The sequence below is a fragment of the Stenotrophomonas sp. SORGH_AS_0282 genome (genome assembly GCF_030818125.1).
In the GTDB taxonomy this organism is placed as follows: Bacteria; Pseudomonadota; Gammaproteobacteria; order Xanthomonadales; family Xanthomonadaceae; genus Stenotrophomonas; species Stenotrophomonas rhizophila_A.
Genome location: NZ_JAUTAB010000001.1, coordinates 3970505 through 3990235 on the forward strand (window position 1 = coordinate 3970505; position 19731 = coordinate 3990235).

General features: G+C 67.6%; 15 protein-coding genes. 5 read left to right on the top strand and 10 right to left on the bottom strand.

Going from position 1 to position 19731, the window contains the following annotated elements:
* Window positions 1-10 precede the first annotated feature (10 nt).
* From QE395_RS17980 to QE395_RS18015, 8 genes are all read right to left on the bottom strand, one after another.
* Window positions 11-2080 carry a tetratricopeptide repeat protein gene (locus tag QE395_RS17980; RefSeq protein ID WP_210132965.1) on the bottom strand — a complete coding sequence of 690 codons (2070 nt, stop codon included), beginning with the start codon at window positions 2078-2080 and terminating at the stop codon, window positions 11-13.
* Window positions 2081-2144: 64 nt separating this feature from the next.
* Entirely contained in the window at window positions 2145-3137 is a 993-nt protein-coding gene (locus tag QE395_RS17985) for an alpha/beta fold hydrolase (protein WP_095362460.1), read from the bottom strand.
* 4 nt (window positions 3138-3141) lie between these two features.
* A complete protein-coding gene (locus QE395_RS17990; protein ID WP_095362459.1) occupies window positions 3142-3933 on the bottom strand; it encodes a lysophospholipid acyltransferase family protein in 792 nt (263 codons plus the stop codon).
* A 73-nt stretch (window positions 3934-4006) separates the two neighbouring features.
* A complete protein-coding gene (locus QE395_RS17995) occupies window positions 4007-4444 on the bottom strand; it encodes a hotdog fold thioesterase (RefSeq protein WP_068848225.1) in 438 nt (145 codons plus the stop codon).
* Between the two features lie 27 nt (window positions 4445-4471).
* Window positions 4472-6565, bottom strand: coding sequence for a phospholipase D family protein (locus QE395_RS18000; protein WP_306990210.1), 2094 nt, complete (start codon window positions 6563-6565; stop codon window positions 4472-4474).
* Window positions 6562-7059, bottom strand: coding sequence for a YceI family protein (locus tag QE395_RS18005; RefSeq protein ID WP_095362457.1), 498 nt, complete (start codon window positions 7057-7059; stop codon window positions 6562-6564). The genes QE395_RS18000 and QE395_RS18005 overlap by 4 nt, the downstream gene beginning before the upstream one ends.
* 117 nt (window positions 7060-7176) lie before the next feature.
* Window positions 7177-7647 (bottom strand): histidine phosphatase family protein, encoded by a 471-nt coding sequence (locus QE395_RS18010; protein WP_306990212.1) that lies wholly within the window; start codon window positions 7645-7647, stop codon window positions 7177-7179.
* A 16-nt stretch (window positions 7648-7663) separates the two neighbouring features.
* Window positions 7664-8293, bottom strand: a complete 630-nt coding sequence (locus tag QE395_RS18015; protein ID WP_093535299.1) for a ParA family protein — start codon at window positions 8291-8293, stop codon at window positions 7664-7666.
* A 131-nt stretch (window positions 8294-8424) separates the two neighbouring features.
* Between QE395_RS18015 and QE395_RS18020 the strand changes: the two genes are divergently transcribed.
* Complete coding sequence (locus QE395_RS18020) at window positions 8425-9909, top strand: AAA family ATPase (protein WP_068848215.1); 1485 nt, start codon at window positions 8425-8427, stop codon at window positions 9907-9909.
* Window positions 9910-9974: 65 nt separating this feature from the next.
* On the opposite strand, the gene QE395_RS18025 is transcribed toward QE395_RS18020, so the two are convergent.
* Window positions 9975-10613 carry a tetratricopeptide repeat protein gene (locus tag QE395_RS18025; protein WP_184126281.1) on the bottom strand — a complete coding sequence of 213 codons (639 nt, stop codon included), beginning with the start codon at window positions 10611-10613 and terminating at the stop codon, window positions 9975-9977.
* Between the two features lie 160 nt (window positions 10614-10773).
* On the opposite strand from QE395_RS18025, the gene QE395_RS18030 reads away from it, so the two are divergent.
* From QE395_RS18030 to QE395_RS18040, 3 genes are all read left to right on the top strand, one after another.
* Window positions 10774-14472, top strand: a complete 3699-nt coding sequence (locus tag QE395_RS18030; protein WP_306990217.1) for an indolepyruvate ferredoxin oxidoreductase family protein — start codon at window positions 10774-10776, stop codon at window positions 14470-14472.
* 399 nt (window positions 14473-14871) lie between these two features.
* On the top strand, window positions 14872-15567 hold the full coding sequence (locus QE395_RS18035; RefSeq protein WP_306990219.1) for a hypothetical protein: 696 nt from the start codon (window positions 14872-14874) through the stop codon (window positions 15565-15567).
* Window positions 15568-15641: 74 nt separating this feature from the next.
* A complete protein-coding gene (locus QE395_RS18040) occupies window positions 15642-17216 on the top strand; it encodes a DUF2235 domain-containing protein (protein WP_306990221.1) in 1575 nt (524 codons plus the stop codon).
* Window positions 17217-17263: 47 nt separating this feature from the next.
* Here the strand turns inward: QE395_RS18040 and QE395_RS18045 are convergent, their stop codons facing one another.
* Entirely contained in the window at window positions 17264-17881 is a 618-nt protein-coding gene (locus QE395_RS18045) for a DUF938 domain-containing protein (RefSeq protein WP_306990222.1), read from the bottom strand.
* 113 nt (window positions 17882-17994) lie between these two features.
* Here QE395_RS18045 and QE395_RS18050 point away from each other — a divergent pair, with 113 nt between their 5' ends.
* Window positions 17995-19623, top strand: coding sequence for a TldD/PmbA family protein (locus QE395_RS18050; RefSeq protein WP_306990224.1), 1629 nt, complete (start codon window positions 17995-17997; stop codon window positions 19621-19623).
* The last annotated feature ends 108 nt before the right edge of the window (window positions 19624-19731 follow it).

Consider the following 19731-nt stretch of genomic DNA (forward strand, 5'->3'; position numbering starts at 1 on the left):
CAGGGTCTCCTTACGCTTCGGTATAGCCAAGCCGCACCGCAACCGGGGTGAGCTGGGCGAACGCGGCAGACAGGACCTCGCTGTACTGGCGCCAGTGGCCGGCCGGGAAGCGCGCCGGGCCAAGGGTCTGCGCGGGCGGGAAATGCACGCCGAACAAGCGGCCCAGATGCTCGGCCATGGCGGCCGGGTCGTTGCCGATCTCGTCGACGCGCACCACCGCGTGCGGGTACAGGTCCTGCTCGTGCAGCGTTGCGATCTGGGCAAGTGCGCGCGCCAGCCACTCGGCCACTTCGTGCACCGAGTTCACCGCAAAAGGTGCCGGTGCGCCGTGTGCCAGCCACTCCAGCAGCATGTCACGCGGGTCGCGCAGCACCAGCAGCAGGCGGCCTTCGGGCAGCTGCGGGCGCAGCGCCCACAGCAGCGCGTTGTCCCACCAGAGCAGCCAGTCGATCACGTTGCCATCGGCCAGGCCGCGTTCGGGCAGGGCGGCGCGCCACTGCGCCACCAGCTGCTCCGGCGCCAGCTTGCCGGTGGAGAGGTCCTGCAGCGCGTGGTAGCTCTGGAACGCATCATTGGGCGGGTTGGGACTGAAGCGATCGCCACGCACCACCGGGCTGGCCGCCGCGATAGCGGCGACGACCCGCTCTACGCCCGAACCCGGCGCGCCCCATACGAACATGGGGCGACTGCCGGCGTCGGCGGCAACCTCGCCCAGCGCCGGCCAGCTCAACGGGGCCTTGGCCTGCGGCGGCAACGGCAAGCGCATGGAGGCTTCGTTGGCATGCAGGCTGGTCCAGGTGGCCAGCGCGGCGGCGTGCTGACCGGCACGGTCCTGCACCGCGCCCAGCCAGGCGCGCAGGCCCGGCTTGGCCTCGGCCGGAACCTGCTCGATCAGCTGCTCCACGTGCGCCACAGCCGCCGCCGGGTCACGCGCCAGCAGGGCCTCGACCACGCGCATTTCACCGCTGCTGCGGCCGGGCTCCAGCGCAATGATCCGACGCGCAATGGCTTCCGCGGCGGCGGCATCGCCGGCCATGTCGTGCAGGCGCAGGCGCGCTTCCAGCGCCGGCAGGTGATCCGGCACGGCCGCGATCCAGCGATCGGCCACGGCGGCGGCCTCGGCACTGCCGACCACTTCGATGGCCAGGCGGGCCATCCACAGGTTGTGTTCCTGCGGGTGCGTTTCCAGCGTGGCATCCAGGGTGTCGCGGGCCTGCTGCTCGCGGCCCAGGCGCTGCCAGGCCATCAGCAGCAGCTGCAGGGTCTGGCGGTCGGCCGGCCACTGTTCCAGCACCGGCAGCAGGTGTTCCAGCGCCTGCAGCGGCTGGCCCGACTGCAGGGCCAGCTCGCCGGCCAGGCGGCGCATCGCCGGGGTGTCGGTCTCGGGCTGGGCCAGCACCTGGCCCACGATGGCGGCGGCGTTTTCGGTATTGCCCTGGCGCAGGGCCAGCTGCACCAGCAGGCCCTGCAGCGAAGTGATGGCCGGGTTGATCTCCAGCACGCGGCGGAAGGCCTGTTCGGCAAACGCCAACAGATCCTTGCCCAGGTAGGCAAAGCCCAGCGCATAGAGGATACGTGCATCGTTGGGCAGCGCCTGGCTGGCGGCCGAGAGCAGCGCCAGCGCACGGTCGGCATCATTGCGGCGCAGCGCGATCATGCCCTGCAGCGCCACCACTTCGGCGTTGTCTTCCTCGACGCGCGCGGCGGTGCGGGTGATCCGCTCGGCCTCGTCCACATCGTTGCGCGACAACGCCAGGTGGGCCTGCATCAGGTAGGCCGACAGTTCGTTGGGATTGAGCTCTGCGGTGCGGTCCAGCGCGCTGTTGGCGGCGTCGAACTGGCGCAGCGCCAGCAGCAGGCCGGCGTGCTGCAGATGCAGTTCGGCGTTGTCCGGGGCCAGCTCCAGCCCACGCTGCAGGCTGGCCAGTGCTGCGTCGTGCTGGCCCTGCTGCTGCAGCGCCAGGGCCAGCCAGCGGTGCGCCTGCGGCTGCTCCGGCTCGGCCTGGATCCATTCGCGCGCCAGCTGCGCGGCTTCTTCCACTGCGTTGCGGCGCAGGGCTTGGAGAATAGTGTCTTGCATGACGGTCCGGCTTGGGGTCAAACCCCGATTGTAGAACACCGGCGCCGGCGCGCCGGGTCGTCCCTCAGCGCAGCGCTTCCAGGCTCAGCCGCTGGGCCACCCAGCGTTCGGAGAAGCCATCGCCGCGCCAGTTTTCCAGGAACCCGCAGTGGCCGCCCCATGGGGCGATTTCCAGCCGGGCATGGGCCGGCAGGCGCCAGCCGTGGAAGGTGGCGTAGGGAATCACCGGGTCGTCCTGGGCCATCAGGATGTCGGCCGGCACTTCCAGCCCCGACAGGCGGTCGCCGGCGATGGAATAGCCGTCGAAGTAAGCCTGCAGGGTGCCGAATTCGGTGTGGTGTTCCACCAGCCAGGCGGTCAGCGCGCGGATGTCCAGCTTCAGCACGCGGTCGTCCCAGTCGCTCAGCTCGGGGAACAGGTCGCGCTTGCGGCGCAGCGAGCCGGCCCATTTGCGGCGGAAGTACCAGTCATACATCGCCGGGCCGTTTTCGATGCTTTCCATGGTGATCGCCGGGTCCAGCACCGGGCAGACCGAGGCCACCCGCCGCAGCGGCACCCCGGCCGACGGCGCGCGCAGCGCCAGCCGCAGCACGAAGTTGCCGCCCAGCGAGTAGCCGGCCGCCACCAGCGGCAGCTGCGGCCAGCGCCGGGCAATGTCGCCGGCGGCCTGTACCACTTCGTCGATGCGGTTGGAGTGGAAGATGCCGGGGTTGAGGTGGTGGGTGTTGCCGTGGTCGCGGAAGTTCAGGCGCACCACGTCGTAGCCGGCCTCGAGCATGCGCGCGGCGGTCATGCGCATGTAGCTGGATTCGGAACTGCCTTCCCAGCCATGCAGCAGCAGCGCCATGCCGACCGGCTCACGGCCTTCGATGCGGCTGTGCCAGCCCTGCAGGCGCACGCCTTCGCCGCCATCCAGGATCAGCTCTTCGGTGAGCGCGCCGGTGGCGGCCAGCAGCACCAGGCCGCGCTGCATGCGCATGCGGCTGGAGCTGAGCATCGACTGCAGGTGCGGGTTGCGCAGCCAACGCGGCGGACAGTAGTCGGCAGCGGTCAGCATCGCGCTATTGGGCGTTCATGGCCGCCACGATGCGCGCACGCGAGGTTTCCGCGATGCGGCGACGGCCTTCCAGGTCATGGGTGCCAATGGGCGCGAGGAAGTGCACCTCGGCCCGCCGTGCCGGTTCCCCCAGCAGGCGAAGGAAGTTGGCGAAGAAGCTTTCGCGCTCGCCGAACGCGACCACGGTCTGCGCGTCGCCGCGCACGCCGTAGCGCAGCGCCACCGGCTGTACCGGCACCTGGGTTTCCACTGCGGCCTGGAAGATGCGGGCGTGGAACGGGCCCACTTCATGGCCACCGCGGGTGCGCCCTTCCGGGAACACGCCCACGGCCTTGCCTTGCTGCAGGCGCTCGACCATCAGCTGCATCACTCCGCCCAGCGATTCGGTGCTGCCACGCTGGTGGAAGATGGTCTGCCCGCGTGCGGCCAGCCAGCCGACCACCGGCCAACCGGCGATTTCGCGCTTGGCCACGAAGCCCATCATGCGCTGGCTGTGCAGCATGGAAATGTCCACCCAGCTGACGTGGTTGGCCACGAACAGCACCGCGCCCGGCAACGGCGTGCCGATGCGGTGCAGGCGGAAGCCGAAGATCCACATCAACCCGCCCGACCAGGCATTGACCAGCAGGTGCTCCAGCGTACGCCCGCCCACGCGCAGGTTGCCCCACGGCGGCAGCATGCCGACCAGGAGCAGCGGAAGGAACAGCAGCAGGTGGACCAGCAGCAGGGGAACGCGGTACAGGTAACGGCACACACGCGCCACGCCGCCACGCGAGGCCGAAGGGGGGGAAGTCATCCGCGAACGATACCCGAGCGCTGCGGGGTCTGCCAGCGTGGCGGGCCATCCGCCACAGCAGGTCAAGCCGGGCTCAGCCCGGGCGGACCGCCGGGACCACGGCCAGGGTCAGCCGCGAAGTGCAGACCAGCTTGCCGGCCTCGTCTTCGATGCGGATGTCCCACACGTGGGTGCTCCGGCCCACGTGCACGGCCCGCGCGGTACCGGTGACGGTGCCACCGCGCTGGGCGCGGATGTGGTTGGCGTTGATCTCCAGGCCCACGCAGACCTGTTCGCGGGTATCCACGCACAGGTTGCCGGCGCTGCTGCCCAGGGTTTCGGCCAGCACCACCGAGGCGCCCCCGTGCAGGATGCCGTAAGGCTGGCGGGTGCGCGCGTCGACCGGCATGGTGGCCTGGACCCAGTCGTCACCGGCGGCGGTAAAGACGATGCCAAGGTGTTCGATCAGGGTGTTGCGGCTGAGCGCGTTGAGCGCCTCGATCGAAACCGGCTCGCGGAATACCTGGGACATGCGCTGCTTCCTTGGAACGAAGAGTAATTACAGGATGGGCACCAGGCCGGCGCCGAACGCGGTGAGCATGCGCACCAGCAGCCACTTCGGGCCGACGTTGACCTCGGGGAAATCGCCCACGGCCACATAGCAGCGGTGGAAGTCCGGGTCCTGGCGGCGCAGCGGCTCCGGGCATTCCGGGCCGGGCTGGAATTCGTAATCGGTGGCGTAACGCCACGGCCAGAAATCGAGCACCGGCAGTGCTTCGGAGGCCTTGCCCACGCTGTAGTTCAGGCCCGACAGCACCGGCGGCTTGGTCCGCGGCGCCACCACCCAGGAGTTCTCCGGGTGGATGTCGCGCAGGATGCTCTGCGCCAGCGCTTCGGCAAACGCCGGGTCATCGATGATGACCGCGCCTTCGGTGTTGTAGTTCTCGCTACGCGGGTCGAAGTTGTGGGTGCCGATCACGCCGATGCGGCGGTCCACCACCAGCGATTTGGCGTGCAGGCCCATGCGCGCGCCGCTGCGGGTCACCGGCAGCGGCTTGTTCACCGCCTTGGTGCCCAGGAACGAGGGCCGGGTTTCGGCACGCAGCACGCGGCGCTCCACCACGCTGCCGTCGGTACGGCGGCGCGCGGCCGGGCCGGGGGTGGGCTGCGGGCGGTCGCCGGCGTCGTCGGTGGCTGGCACGGTGCCGGCGTCTTCCTGCGCCACGGGCGGTGCGGTGGCGCCCGCGGTGTCCGCCCTGCGCCGGTTGCTGCCGCTGCTGCGCGCGTTGCTGCCGGCCGCGCTGCCACCCAACAGGCTGCTGCGCCCGCTGTCGGTGCTGGGCGTGGTGCCCAGCGGGGCCGGCACCAGGTTGCGGTAGTCGACCGGCGCATCCAGCGGGAACGGCTTGAATTCGTAGATGTTGAAGCCCAGCTCGCGCATGTTGCGGCGCTTGTACTTATAGGACAGCGCGTAGACGATCGGGTTGTCGGTGGCGGCCAGGCTGTTGGTGGAGACCACGATGCGCGGCGGTTGTTCGCGCTTGCGCAGTGCCTCGAACAACTTGCGCGCCGGCTTGGACAGCACCAGGTACGGGGTCTGCAGCAGCACTTCGCTCTGCGCGCCGGCAATCAACGAATCCAGCTGCGGCTCAGTCACGTGCTGGCCGTTGGCCGGCTGGCTGGCACGCTCGCGGCGGTGCTTGCGCGGCAGGTCGGCCACATAGCGGACCGAGCGCACCGGCAGCGCGGTATCGACGAACATGCGCTGGATGTAGGCCGGGTCGATCGCCTCATCGATCACCTGTTCCACCCGCGCCGGGCGGCGGTAGTCGGCCGGCGGCATGGCCGGGGCGCCCTGCTTGAGCAGGGTATTGCCCACATCGTTCAGGCGCTCGGCCGGCACGCTGCGCTGGGCCCGCCAGAACGCATCGAAGTTGGCTGCCATGCCGCGCGCTTCGGGGCCGGCCAGCAGTACGTCGCGGTCGCGGAAGTTGTATTCGCTGTCCCAGTCGTAATAGTCGTCCTGGTAATTGCGCCCGCCCACCACGCCCAGCGCATCGTCGATCACCAGCAGCTTGTTGTGCATGCGCTGGTTGAAGCGGCGGAAACAGCAGATCACGCTGCCGGCGTAATCGGCGTAGTTCAGCCGCGCCTTGCCGAACGTCGGGTTGTAGACGCGTATTTCGAAATTCTGGTGGCTGCTGGCCAGCGCGGCCAGGATCTCCAGGTCGGAGATCGCCGAGAGCTGGTCGATCAGCACCCGCACCTTCACGCCGCGCCGGGCGGCGGCCAGCAGTTCGTCCAGCACCAGCCGGGCGCTGTCGTCCTTGTCGAAGATGTAGGTCTGCAGGTCGATGCTGCGGGTGGCGCTGCGGATCAGGTTGATGCGCGCCACCAGCGCGGTTTCGCCCTCGTCCAGGATGGTGGCGTAATGGCGAGGCGCCGCTTCGGTGGATTCGCTGAAGGCCTGCCCACCCAGGGCGCGCAACGGCGAATCGAGCGCACAGCGGTCGGGCTGGTCGCAATCCACCGCATGGGAACGCGCCTGCGCCGCAATGCCGGCCGCGCGCTCGCGCTGCGCGTTGGACAGCGACGCACAGCCGCTGCCCAGCAACAGGATTGCCAGCACGATCACCCGCAGCAGGGGATTCACGGTTTCAGCGCCTCGTTGAGACGCGCACGCAGGACGAAGGTCACTCGATCACTCAGGGCTAGCTGCCAGCTGTCCATTCCATACCGGCCACGCTGGACGGTACCGCGGCTGACCACATCGCAATCATACCCGGCCCGGGGGCAGGACGCCGCTTCAACCTGCAGGGTCTCGGGGTGGGATACCCCGCGCAGGATCAGCCGGCCATGGATGCCGCCGCCCTTTTCGACCAGCTGCGGGTCGTAGGGCACCGAATCGAACTCGACCACCGGGTAGCGCCCGGCGTCGAAGAACTCCTCGCCCCGCATCCAGCCGGTGTAGCGGTCCTTCCCGGGAATCTCCACGTAGCCGGTGAACATGCGCAGGTGGACCTGGTGGCGGCCATCGGCCAGCACGTCGATGCGGCCTTCAAAGCGCGGGAACACCCCTTCGATACGCTGGCCCAGCCGGGTACGGATCTCGAAGCCCAGGCGCGAGCGCGCCGTATCCAGCTCCATCACGTGCCTGGGTGCGGCCTGGGCCGGGGGCAGGGCCGTCACCGGGGGTTCGGCACGCGCCGCCCCCGCCGCCAGCCCGAGCAGACAGCACAACAGGGTTCGTACTGCTGTCACGGCTTACGGCCACCAGAACTGGGTCAGCCTGGCCGCACCGGGTTCGATGGCACCCTCGAAGGTAAGGACCGCGATACCGCCGGGCGGCATGCCACGGTAGTCGCTGCTGGTTCCATCGGTCAGGAACGGAACGAACTGCTCCAGCCCCGGGTTGTGGCCCACGACCAGCAGCCGTTCCACATCGGCACGGTCACTTACCAAGCCGAACAGTGCACCGGGGGTCGCCTCATACACGCCGTCTTCCAGCTTCTGTTCGGCATACCCGGTGATGCCCAGCACGGCTTCCAGCGTTTCGCGGGTACGCCGCGCCGGTGAACACAGCACGCAGTCGGGCAGCAGCTTGTTTTCTTTCAGCCACTTGCCGGCGGCTTCGGCTTCGGCCAAGCCAACCGACGACAACGGCCGGTCAAGGTCGGCCTGACCGGTACCCGCAGGTTCGGCATGGGCGTGGCGCAGCAGGATCAGTTCTCGCATAAGGCTCTCTTCTGGCTCAGGCAATCTTCAACCACTTCAACAGTGGCTCCCAGTCACTCTGGTGCTCGCGCACCTGCGCGGAGCGGTAATCGAACATGCTTCGGCCCAGGCCGGTCATGACCACGTAGGCTTGTGTATCGCGCAGCTTGGCAACGACCGGGTACGGCCACTCCTCCAGCATCTGCTCGGCCTGGCGGGAGGTCTGGGTCCACGGTTTGGTGCGGTTGAGCACCAACCCCACCGGCAGCTTGCGCTTGTGCACGCGCGGCACCTTGGACAGGGTGTTCAGGAAGCCGACGATGGCTTCGATGTCCAGCGCCGAGGGCAGCACCGGCACCACCACCGCGTCGGCCACGTCCAGGAAGGCGTCCAGCTCACCGGCCCGGGCGCCGGCGGGGGCATCGATGACCAACACCTCGGTATCGTCAGGTACGTGTTTGAGCGGGTGCTTGCCGCTGGCATCAATGGGCAGCACCGCGCTTTCCAGCCCGGCACGGCGTTCTGCCCAGCGGGTGCTGGAGCCTTGCGGGTCGGCGTCGGCCAGTACGGTCCGTTTGCCGGCCAGGGCGGCCTGCGCCGCCAGGTGGGTGGCAATGGTGGATTTACCCACCCCACCCTTGGAACCGGCTACCAGGATCGTCTTCATGCCAGCCTTGCTTCCGGGGAACGTGACCCGAGCGTACACCGCCCTCCGTGATGGAGATAGTCGCGCGGCTGAACCTCCTGCATCCCGCGCCGCTTTGCTATCGTGCGCGATCCAATGGACTGCATGCCGGCATGAGCGAGTTACAGGACCTCAGCGCGTTGATCCGCGCCAATACCCCGCTGATCGTGATCGAGACCCAGGACGAGGGTCGTGTGGTGGAGCTGTTCCGGCAGACCCTGATGCATGTCTGGCGGGCCCTGCACCGCTGGTCCATCACCGAAGGGCTGCGCCGGATCGACATGGACCGCGAGGACGACGCGGTCGGCCCGCCCGATGCCAGTTCGGCCCTGCAGATGATCCGCCAGGCCGACCAGCGCGGCATCTACCTGCTTCTCGATTTCCACCCCTACCTGGGCTATGCCAGCCACCAGCGCGCGCTGCGCGACCTGATCCAGCGCCGCCACTGCGAGGCCCACGTACTGGTGCTGATCGGCGCCAAGGTGGAGCTGCCGGCCGAGCTGGAGGCGCTGGCCACCCGCTTCAACCCGCGCCTGCCCGACCCCAACGCGCTGCTCAAGATGCTGCGCGAGGAAGTGGCCGCCTATGCGCGAGAGAACGGCGGCCGCCGGGTCGAAGTGGACAACGATGCGGTCAAGAAGATCCTGCACAACCTGCGTGGGCTGAGCCTGGTGGATGCACGGCGGATCGCCCGCCAGCTGATCTTCGCCGACGGTGCGATCAGCCAGGACGACCTGCCGCAGCTGGCGAAGCTGAAGTTCGAGCTGCTCAACCGCGCCGGGCACCTGCATTACGAATACGACACCACCCGCTTCGCCGACGTGGCCGGGGCCAACCGGCTCAAGCGCTGGGTCAACCAGCGTCGCCCGGTGTTCCTGGGCGGCCAGGGCCCGGCCGGGCTGGACCCGCCCAAGGGCATGCTGCTGCTGGGCGTGCAGGGCTGCGGCAAATCGATGCTGGCCAAAGCCACCGCCGCCGGCTTCGGGGTGCCGCTGCTGCGCCTGGACTTCGGCAGCCTGTACGACAAGTTCCACGGCGAAACCGAGAAGAACCTGCGCGAGGCGCTGGCCTCGGCCGAGCAGCTGGCGCCGTGCGTGCTGTGGATCGACGAGATCGAGAAGGGCCTGGCCAGTGGTGGCGAGGACGGCGGCGTGTCCCGGCGCGTGCTGGGTCACCTGCTGACCTGGCTGGCCGAGCGCAAGAGCCAGGTGTTCATCGTGGCCACCGCCAACCAGGTGCATGAACTGCCGCCGGAGCTGCTGCGCAAAGGCCGCTTCGACGAGATCTTCTTCGTCGACCTGCCCGATGCCAACACCCGGGTGGAGCTGCTGCGGCTGCACCTGGGCCGGCGCACGCTCAATGCCGACGATTTCGCGCTGCCGGCGCTGGCGGCGGCCAGCGATGGTTTCTCTGGAGCGGAAATCGAACAGGCCGTGGTGGCCGGGCTGTACGCGGCACATGCCGAACAACGTGCGCTGGACACCGAGCTGCTGATGACCGAGATCCGCGGCAGCCGCCCGCTGTCGGTGCTGATGGCCGAACAGGTCAACGGCCTGCGCGACTGGGCACGCGGGCGTACCGTCAGCGCGGACGAATAGACCACGCTCCAGCACGGTGCGGCGACCGGCTTCGAGCAGGGTCGAAGCCGGCTAACCTGCGGGTGTTACGGCCAAGCCGGCGGCTGCGCCGCCCAGGCCTGCTGCACTTCGGCCAAGGTGGCACGTTCACTGTCACGCCAGCCCGGCAGTGCCTGCGCGTAGCCGTCGCTGGTGCTCCAACGCTGCGGCTCGGTGCGCACGGCGGCGGCGTACCACTTCACCGCTTCGTCCTTGCGACCCAGCGTCCACAACGCCAGCGCGTAGGTCTGCGGCACCCACGATGCGTTGCCGCGCAGACCCTGCTGGGCGCTGTGCCACTGCACCAGGGCCGCCTCGGCGTCACCCTGGCGGAACAGATCCCAGCCATGGTTCCAGCGCACCATGCGGCCCGGCACCGAGGTACCCGGCGCATTCTTTTCCGCATCGGCGTACAGCTCGCGGCCCAGCTCCGGGCGGCCCTGTGCATAGGCCACGCTGGCCAGCTGCACGGTGGCTTCCAGCGCCTTGCGGCCACGTTCGCGTTGTTTCATCAGCTGGTCGACGACATCGCTGCTGTCGGCCGGCACGACCACGGGCGTGACCGCAGCCACGTCGTCATCGAAGTAGAACTCCTGCAATGCCGGCAACGATTGCGCTGCCGCCCCGAACACATTCATCCCCGCCGCCAGCACCATGCCGGTCAGCATCTTTCTTGCCACTGCCATACAAACTCCCCCAGGTTGTCACAACAACCTCCCTCCCCGATCCTAACCGCAGCTCGCCCGCGGTGCGAGTCCCGAAGGCCAGAAAATGCCCGGCTGATACAATTCCGCCCTTTCCGGCCGCCCTCGCGGTGGCCGTGCCAGCCGTCAGCACGGGCCAGCCATGACCAGTACCGCCGAACTCACCTCGCCTTCGTCCGCCAACCTGCCTGCCGGGCCGCTGGACGACAGCTACACGCTGGACCACAAGTACACCCGTACCGATGGCCGCATTTACCTGAGCGGGGTGCAGGCGCTGGTACGCCTGCCGCTGATGCAGCGGCTGCGCGACCAGGCCGCCGGGCTGGACACCGCCGGCTTCATCAGCGGCTACCGCGGCAGCCCGTTGGGCGGCTTCGACCTGGAACTGTGGCGCGCCCGCCAGCACCTGGAGGCGGCGAAGGTGAAGTTCACCCCCGGCCTCAACGAGGATCTGGGCGCGACCATGGTCTGGGGCACCCAGCAGACCAACCTGTTCCCCGGGGCCAGGGTCCAGGGCGTGTACGGCATGTGGTACGGCAAGGGCCCCGGCGTGGACCGCTGCGGCGATGTGTTCAAGCACGCCAATGCGGCGGGTACGTCCGTGCACGGTGGCGTGCTGGCGCTGGCCGCCGACGACCACGCCTGCCGCAGCTCCACCCTGCCCCACGGCAGCGAAGATGAATTCGTCAGCGCGATGATGCCGGTGCTCAACCCGGCCGGCGTGCAGGACATCCTGGACATGGGCCTGCTCGGCTGGGCCATGAGCCGTTACACCGGGCGCTGGATCGGCTTCAAGACCATCGCCGAGACGGTGGAATCGTCCGCGTCGGTGCAGGTGGACCCGTTCGCGCGCCGGATCGTGCTGCCGGAAGACTTCGAAATGCCCGCCGGCGGGCTCAACATCCGCTGGCCGGACCCGCCGCTGGACCAGGAAATGCGCCTGCACCGCTATGCGGTCAAGGCCGCCCAGGCGTTCGCGCGGGCCAATGGCATCGACCGGGTGGTGATGGATTCGCCGCGTGCGCGGCTGGGTATCGTCACCACCGGCAAGAGCTACCTGGACGTGCTGCAGGCGCTGGAGTACCTGGGCCTGGACGAGCGCGCCTGCGCCGACATCGGCATTCGCGTGTACAAGGTCGGCATGACCTGGCCGCTGGAACCGGAAGGCATCGCGCGCTTCGCCCAGGGGCTGGAAGACATCGTGGTGGTGGAGGAGAAGCGGGCCTTCATCGAGCGCCAGATGAAGGAGCAGTTCTACAACTGGCCGGCCAGCTGGGGCCAGCGCCCGTCCATCGTCGGCAAGTACGACGAAGCCGGCCAGTGGATCCTGCCGTCCACCAACGAACTCACCCCGGCCACCATTGCCGGCGTGATCGGCCGCCGCATTCAGCGCTTCTTCACCAATGACTCCATTGAACAGCGCCTGCGCTGGATGGATGCCAAGGAGGCCGAACTGGCACTGCCGCGTGCCAGCTTCCCGCGCGTGCCGCATTACTGCTCGGGCTGCCCGCACAACACCTCCACCCGCGTGCCGGAAGGCTCGCGTGCGCTGGGCGGGATCGGGTGCCATTACATGGTCACCTGGATGGACCGCAGCACCGACACCTTCACCCACATGGGCGGGGAAGGCGTCACCTGGGCCGGCCAGGCCGCGTTCACCGATACCGAACACGTGTTCCAGAACCTGGGCGATGGCACCTATTTTCACAGTGGCTCGCTGGCGATCCGCCAGGCGATTGCCGCCGGGGTCAACATCACCTACAAGATCCTCTACAACGACGCGGTGGCCATGACCGGCGGCCAGCCGGTGGACGGCACCCTGACCGTGCCGCAGATCGCCCACCAGATGCGCGCCGAAGGCGTGCAGACGATCGTGCTGGTGAGCGATGAGATCGGCAAGTGGAACAAGCGCGAGCTGTTCCCCGAGGGCGTGGAATTCCATGACCGCGCCGAGCTGGATGCGGTGCAGAAGCAGCTGCGCGAGGTGAAGGGCACCAGCATCCTGATCTACGAACAGACCTGCGCCACCGAGAAGCGCCGCCGGCGCAAGCGCGGCAAGCTGGTGGACCCGCCCAAGCGCGTGGTGGTCAATTCGCTGGTGTGCGAGGGCTGCGGCGACTGCGGCCAGAAGAGCTTCTGCGTGTCGGTGCTGCCGAAGGAAACCGAATTCGGGCGCAAGCGCGATATCGATCAGTCCAACTGCAACAAGGACTATTCCTGCACCACCGGTTTCTGCCCCAGCTTCGTCACCGTGCACGGCGGCACGCTGCGCAAGGGCTCGCGTAGCGAGCGCAGCAGCCTGCTCGACAACCTGCCCGCGCCGACCTTCCGCACCACGCTCGAGCAGCCCTGGAACATCCTGATCACCGGCGTGGGTGGCACCGGCGTGGTGACCATTGGCGCGCTGCTGGGCATGGCCGGGCACCTGGAAGGCAAGGGTGCCAGCGTGCTCGACCAGACCGGACTGGCCCAGAAGGGTGGCGCGGTCACCACCCATATCCGCATCGCCAAGCGTCCGGAAGACATCCATGCGGTGCGCATCGCCGCCGGCGAAGCCGACCTGGTGGTGGGCTGCGACATGGTGGTGGTCAACGACTACTGGGCGCTGTCGAAGGTGCGCGCCGAGCGCTCGCAGGTGGTGCTCAACACCTATGAAGCCATGCCGGGCACCTTCACCACCCGCCCGGACATGCAGTTCCCGGCGGCCGACATCATTGCCGGCATCCGCGTGGCGCTGGGCGGCCGCGACCCGCTGCTGCTGGATGCCACCCAGCTGGCCACCGCGCTGCTGGGCGATGCGATTGCCTCCAACCTGTTCATCCTGGGCTACGCCTGGCAGCAGGGGCTGGTGCCGATCTCGTTCGAGGCGCTGATGCGCGCGGTCGAGCTCAATGGCGCAGCGGTGGCGATGAACCAGCAGGCATTCGCGTGGGGCCGGCTGGCCGCCGTGGATCCGCAGGCGGTGCAGCAGGCCGCCGGTCTGGTCCGCAACGGCCATACCGATGCCGAGCGCACCCCGGGCCCGCTGCACGACCTGCCGCCGGGCGAGTGGGAAGGCAACGAATGGGGCGCCACCGCGGCACCGCGCGAGACCGGCGACGAGCGCGAACTGCGCGGCCTGCCCGGGCATGGCGGCGGCAGCGACGTGGCATTCCTGCCGCTGGATGACGAGCGCCTGTCGCGTTCGCTGGATGAGCTGGTGGAACGCCGCGTGCGCTTCCTCACCGAGTACCAGGACGCGGCCTATGCCGCGCGCTACCGCACGCTGGTCGACCGCGTGCGCACGGCGGAGTGGGACAAGGCCGGCAGCACCGCGCTGACCGAAACCGTGGCGCGTTACTACTTCAAGCTCATGGCCTACAAGGACGAGTACGAAGTGGCGCGCCTATACACCAGCGGCGAATTCCAGCGCCGCCTGCAGCAGCAGTTCGAGGGCGATTTCCAGGTGCACTTCCACCTGGCCCCGCCGCTGTTCGCGAAGAAGGACGAACAGGGCCGCCTGATCAAGCAGGAATACGGGCCGTGGATGCTCAAGGCGTTCGGGCTGCTGGCCAAGCTTAAGTTCCTGCGCGGTGGCACGTTCGACATCTTCGGCCGCACCGAAGAGCGCCGGGGCGAGCGCCAGCTGATTGCCGATTACGAACAGACCGTGGCACTGCTGCTGGAAGGGTTGAGCGATGACCGCGTTGCGTTGGCGGTCGAGATTGCCAGCATTCCGGAACATATCCGCGGCTATGGGCATGTAAAGGAAGCGCACCTGCACAAGGCCAAGGCGCGTGAAGCGGTGCTGCTGGCGCAGTGGCGCAACCCGAAGGCACTGCATATCGTGCAGGTGGCGTAATCGCTGACCCTGCGTATCAGGGCGATGCGTTTTCGAACGCACCGCCCTGACACCCGGAACGCACGCGCACCCCCAGGGTAGAGCGGACCGTTGGTCCGCTGCGCGCGAAGCGCGCTGTCGCCCGCATTCGCAGCTTCCGGCATCCCGCGAAAGGCAGCGGACCAACGGTCCGCTCTACCGTCCGCCGCCGCTGTGTCGCACGGGTCCGGCACACCGAAAGTGTGCCACTCATTCCACGTTGCACCACGGCGACGCAATGCCGCTCCTGTCACGGCCCACACTGAGGCTACACTTGCATCACGCCTGCCAGGTGACCCGCCGACGCTGCACAAGCGCAAGCCGCACGCCCTGTTGCGGGAAACACCGATGCCCTAAGGGCGCAAAGACAAGGAAGCTGACATGCCGAAGATGCCCCTGCAGGTCGCCGCTGTCGCAAGCCTCGCGCTGGCTGCTTGTGCAACGCCCGGGGCGGCAACGTCCCAGCCCACGGAGATTCAGGAGAGCAAGCCAATGCAAGGTGCACGCTATACCTACCCCGACCCTCCGGTCGTGACCAGCGGTGAGCTGGTGTCCGAGGGCGATCCTGCCATCTCGGCGAAGATGAACTACAAGCCGGTGGAATGGCCGTTGCGCTTTGAGAAGCATAGCTTCGGCCCGCGCTGCTACGACACGCTTGAATGCCATGTGATCTACGACAACTTCAAATTTGGCGGGGATAAGCCTACGAGGTCATCAGCGTCCTATGGCCCAGATTACCTCAAGGGTTGGAACGGCAGCTACGGCGCGGTTCCCAACTTTCCGTCTGCCGCCAAGGTGATCTGGCGTTCGAAGGATGGCACCTTGCACGAGGCCGAGATTGATATCGGGGAAATCTTCAAGGATCAACTGATGCGCCATTTCGTACCTCGTGAGGAAGCCGCTGATCTTCCTAATGGAAAGAACGAAAGCCCGCCGTCAATCCTCCTGGAGGTGAACGATCGCGTGATTCGCGTTTACATGGTGGCGTCAGTGCCAACGAAGCACCTTCAGACGCCCGGCAATCGATACAGCACCTCGCGCCGCGATCTTGTATTGGTAAAGACGTATACCTATTGAGCAAATGGAGTGTTGCCGTGGGCAAAGTTAATTCCAGCGCAGGTAGTCGTCCTGCGACCGCAGATGACTTCCGGATGCAGCAGGATGTCCGGCAGCAGTTGCAACAGCTTTCAGTCCCTGTTCTCCAGCGCAATGCCACTGCAAATGAGTACTTGTTCTTCGCGTTCCTGGATGGAACGGGTCAAGACCTGAACAACCCGAGGCTTGGCCCAGCTACCACTGTCGGAACGCTGTATGAGCAAGCGCTGGCTAAAGCGGACGAGCCAGACAGCCGCATAGGTGCACACTACTCAAGAGGCATCGGAACCCAGTCGAGGACGATGGCACGTACATGGGACGGTATGCTTGCATACACTTGGGAAGATGGAATCAAGGACGCGTATCGCGACTTGGCAATTCAGGCAAGTGCCTGGGTCAACAATGATCCTCAAGCCGAAATCCGCGTTGTCGGCATCGGCTACAGCCGTGGCGCGGTGCAGACGGCCGGCCTGCTCCGGTTGATTGATGAGTACGGCATCGTTCCTGAAGAAGGCCTTGGGTTTGGCCATGACAGGAACGGCAACATCAGCGTCATCAGCCGGTTACCACCGCTGGTGCCGCCAGGCCAAGCCGCACAGGCCACCCTGCTGCTGGATCCAGTGGCGACCAACATGCCCGCCAACTTCGACGCGCGCCTTCCACCGAGCGTGATCTCGCGCGTGGCGATCATGGCCGCCCATGAGCAGCGCGAGCTGTTTCCGCACCAGGCCATCAACGATCCCGGGATGACGCCGGATGGGCGTGCGATCAACGTCGCCGCGCCAGGTGGCCATTCCAACGTGGGCGGCGGGAACCGTGATGCTGGCCTGGAGATCCTGACCGGCAACGCCGCCATCGACTATCTGAACACGTTGCGCGACCAGCCACTGTTCGAGAAGCGCGCCGTGCCGATGGACCTGGATACGATGACGCTGTACCAGGCCGGCGGCGCGACCGCGCTGTATGGCTTGAAGATCGACCGCGACGGCGAGCGCAATCTGCGTGATGCACTGGCCAACTGCAAGATCGTCGATCCGTGCAACGACTCCGAGCCGATTGACCAGGCGCTGGCGGCGCGGTTCGAGCACCGCTCCATCCAGCCCGATCCGGCGGAACAGGCGCAGCTGCAGGCCCTGGTGGAGCTGGCCGCGCAGCGCGATCAGCGGAAGGCGCCGGACGCCCCCGGTCACGTGGACAATCCCACGCTGGCCCGCATCCGGGAAGGCGTGCAGGCCGCCGAGGACAAGGGGGAGGTCAGCTTCGCTAACGGGCTGGAACGCGAACAGTTCTGCCGCTCGGCGCTGGCCTGCGCGATGGACAACCGGGAGACGCGCCAGGCGCTGTATCCCGGCAGCAACGACGGCCCGCTGCAGGGGAGCGAGATCTCCCGCGTCGATGAGGTTGTGTTCGGATCGAAGGGCTACGCCTTCCTTGTCCAGCATGGCAGCGGACCGCATGACCAGCAGCGGGTGCCGTTTGATATCGAACTGGCCAAGGAGACGCCGGTAGCGGTGTCGGACCAGAAAGTGGAGGCTGCCGCCCGCGAGATCGAGCAGCAGCAGGCGTTCCAGTTGCAGCACGCCGCCCCACAGCAGGCGCCAGAGCCGGCGCTGGGCGGGTTTGCACGGTAACTATCGTAAGGACACGCCATGCGTGTCCAGGTGGCGGGCCGCGCGACTCACCGCCGCCAGACACGCAGCCGGTTGTTGGCCGGCATCGCCACATCGTCAACCAGCCGCAAGCCCTGCGCTGCGGCCAGCGCATCCACCGCCTCGGCATCCCGGATGCCCGATTCCGGGTCCCGCGCCTTCAGCCACCCATCGAACTGTCGGTTGCTGTCGCTGCTGTAGTTGCCGTTGTAATTGAATGGGCCATACACGCACAGCAGCGCATCGTCGGCCATCACCGCCGGCAGCCCGGCGAAGAGTGCCTGCACGTGCGGCCAGCTCATGATGTGCAGGGTGTTGGCGCTGAACACCGCATCGAAGCCCAGCGGGGACGCCGGCAGTGGGGCCAGGCCCGGCACCGGCGCAAGTACCGCCTGCAGCGGCCACGGCGCCGGTGCGTTGGGCAGCCCCGCCGCGGCCAGGCGCTCGGCGATACCCGGCAGGTAGTCCGGATGGTCGCTGGCCTGCCACTGCAGGTGCGGCAGCTGGGCGGCGAAGTATTCGGCATGCTGGCCGGTGCCGCTGCCGATCTCCAGCACGCGCTGGCGGTCCTGCAGCAGGCGGCGCAGTACCGCCAGGATCGGGTCGCGGTTGCGCTCGCAGGCCTCGGACCAGCGTTGTTGGCTCATGACGTTCGGAAATGTCGGATCAGCGCACATCCAACCATGACCGCAGTCACTTGTGCCAGCACCGGGTCGCAAACGACAGTCGAAGGCTGATCGTTCCCGGGGAATCGAACGCTGTGCAACGCCGTGAGTTTTTGACGCTGTCTGGCATGGGCCTGGCGGGCCTGATGGTGCCGCACGCCCGCCTGATCGCCGCCGAGCAGCTGCTCGAGCCGGCCAACGCGGTCCGCAACAAGGCGCTCGCCGAGGCCGCACTGGCTGCCGCCAAACGGGCCGGGGCCAGCTACTGCGACGTCCGCATCGGCCGCTACCTCAACCAGGCGGTGATCACCCGCGAGGCGCGGGTGCAGAACGTCACCAACAGCGAGTCCTCCGGAATTGGCATCCGGGTCATCGTCAATGGGGCGTGGGGCTTCGCCGCCACCCACCAGCAGACCCCGGCCGCGATCCTGGCCACGGTGGAGCAGGCCGCCGCCATCGCCCGTGCCAACGCCACCATCCAGACCCGCCCGGTACAGCTGGCGCCGGTCAAGGGGGTGGGCGATGTGAGCTGGAAGACGCCGATCCGCAAGAACGCCATGGCGGTGCCGATCAAGGAGAAGGTCGACCTGCTGCTGAGCCTGAATGCGGCCGCGACCAACGCCGGCGCCGACTTCATCAACTCCACCCTGTTCCTGGTCAACGAGCAGAAGTACTTCGCCTCCAGCGATGGCTCGTTCATCGACCAGGACGTGCACCGCATCTGGCTGCCGTTCACCGCCACCGCCATCGACAAGGGCACCGGCAAGTTCCGTACCCGCGCCGGGCTGTCTTCGCCGATGGGCATGGGCTATGAATTCCTGGATGGCGACGCCAGCGGCAAGATCCAGCTGCCCGGCGGGATCACCGCCTACCGTGACTCGTACGATCCGGTGGAGGATGCCATCGCCGCCGCCCGCCACGCCCGCGAGAAGCTCAAGGCACCGTCGGTCAAGCCGGGCAAGTACGACCTGGTACTGGACCCGTCCAACCTGTTCCTGACCATCCACGAGAACGTCGGCCACCCGCTGGAACTGGACCGCGTGCTCGGCTACGAGGCCAACTACGCCGGCACCAGCTTCGCCACGCTGGACAAGCGCGACGCCGGCTACCGCTGGGGCAGCGAGCGGGTCAACTTCTTTGCCGACAAGACCGCCCCGGGCAGCCTGGGTGCGGTGGGCTACGACGACGAAGGGGTCAAGACCAAGCGCTGGGACCTGGTCAAGGACGGCATCCTCGTCAACTACCAGGCCACCCGCGATGAAGTGCACCTGCTGGGCGAAACCGAATCGCACGGCTGCAGCTACGCCGATTCCTGGTCCAGCGTGCAGTTCCAGCGCATGGCCAACGTGTCGCTGGCACCGGGCAAGACCCCGCTGAGCGTGGCCGACATGATCAAGGACGTGGAGAACGGCATCTACATCCACGGCCGCGGCTCGTATTCCATCGACCAGCAACGCTTCAACGCGCAGTTCGGCGGGCAGCTGTACTTCCAGATCAAGAACGGGCAGATCGCCGGCATGGTCGAAGACGCCGCTTACCAGATCCGCACGCCGGAGTTCTGGAACGCCTGCAGCGCGATCTGCGACGAGCGCGATTTCCGCTTCGGCGGTTCGTTCTTCGATGGCAAGGGCCAGCCCGGCCAGGTCTCGGCGGTGTCGCATGGCTCGGCGACCACGCGTTTCGACGGCATCAACATCATCAACACCGCACGCAGCCTGGGCTGAGCCGCCCGGCCACCGTGCCAAACGTCACTACCGTTGGACCGCCGCGCCCGCAAGAATCGATGCACCGCTGTACCGCTGATCCCGCCTTGTTCCTGCCACCCCCACACC